The sequence below is a fragment of the Paenisporosarcina sp. TG20 genome (assembly GCF_000286315.1).
Classification (GTDB): Bacteria; Bacillota; Bacilli; order Bacillales_A; family Planococcaceae; genus Paenisporosarcina.
This window is the reverse complement of sequence record NZ_ALJG01000024.1, coordinates 1-665: the sequence shown is the minus strand read 5'-3', so window position 1 is coordinate 665 and position 665 is coordinate 1. Positions and strand designations below refer to the sequence as shown.

The window sequence follows — 665 nt, the reverse complement described above, 5'->3', positions numbered from 1 at the left end:
TGCTTTTCGTACTGCTAAATGTCCTGCTTTACAAACAAATCGCCCGGCATCCTTGTTGTATTCAAATTTGTCTTCTTCTTTTCGATTGCCTTCAGATATAGGGGGATTTAACTTGGAGACCAGTCTAATTTGTTCTGCTTTTGTATAGTCAATATTTGCTTTCTCTGAATAAGCTGTATCTCCAATAACTGTGTCTACTTCCATATCTGCTTGTTTACTTTTTTCAATCAATTCTATACTTGCCATCACCTTTTTCACCTGTCGTGATGACTGCCGCTGTAATGATTCGCTCATTACTTAACGCAATATGTGTTTTATAGCCAAAGAAAGATGAATCAAGCTTATTTATGGTCTTTTCGTGCATCGATATCTGAGGAATAGGAAAGGTGCACTTGATAATCCTCGACAACTTCTTTTAACATATTTAACCGTTCTTTGACAGCGGGTACTTGTGTGACTTGTGGTTCCTTTTCAATTACGGCAATTAATTTTTCACAGTAAGTTACTTCATCGTTTACCTCGTTCCTCGTATTTTTTGCAGGAAACTTATGTTTCATCGACTCATCGATTTTATAGATTGCTTTTCGGACATTTTTTGACTTCTCTTGTAAAAACTCTTTTGGGTACTTTTGATTGTAACGCGCTTTTGTATGAGTGGCGTCCAC

1 pseudogene is annotated in these 665 nt (G+C 36.8%); it reads right to left on the bottom strand.

Features of this window, described 5'->3' with window-relative positions:
- Window positions 1–665 (bottom strand): annotated as a pseudogene (locus B371_RS23885) (transposase); the annotation flags it as partial.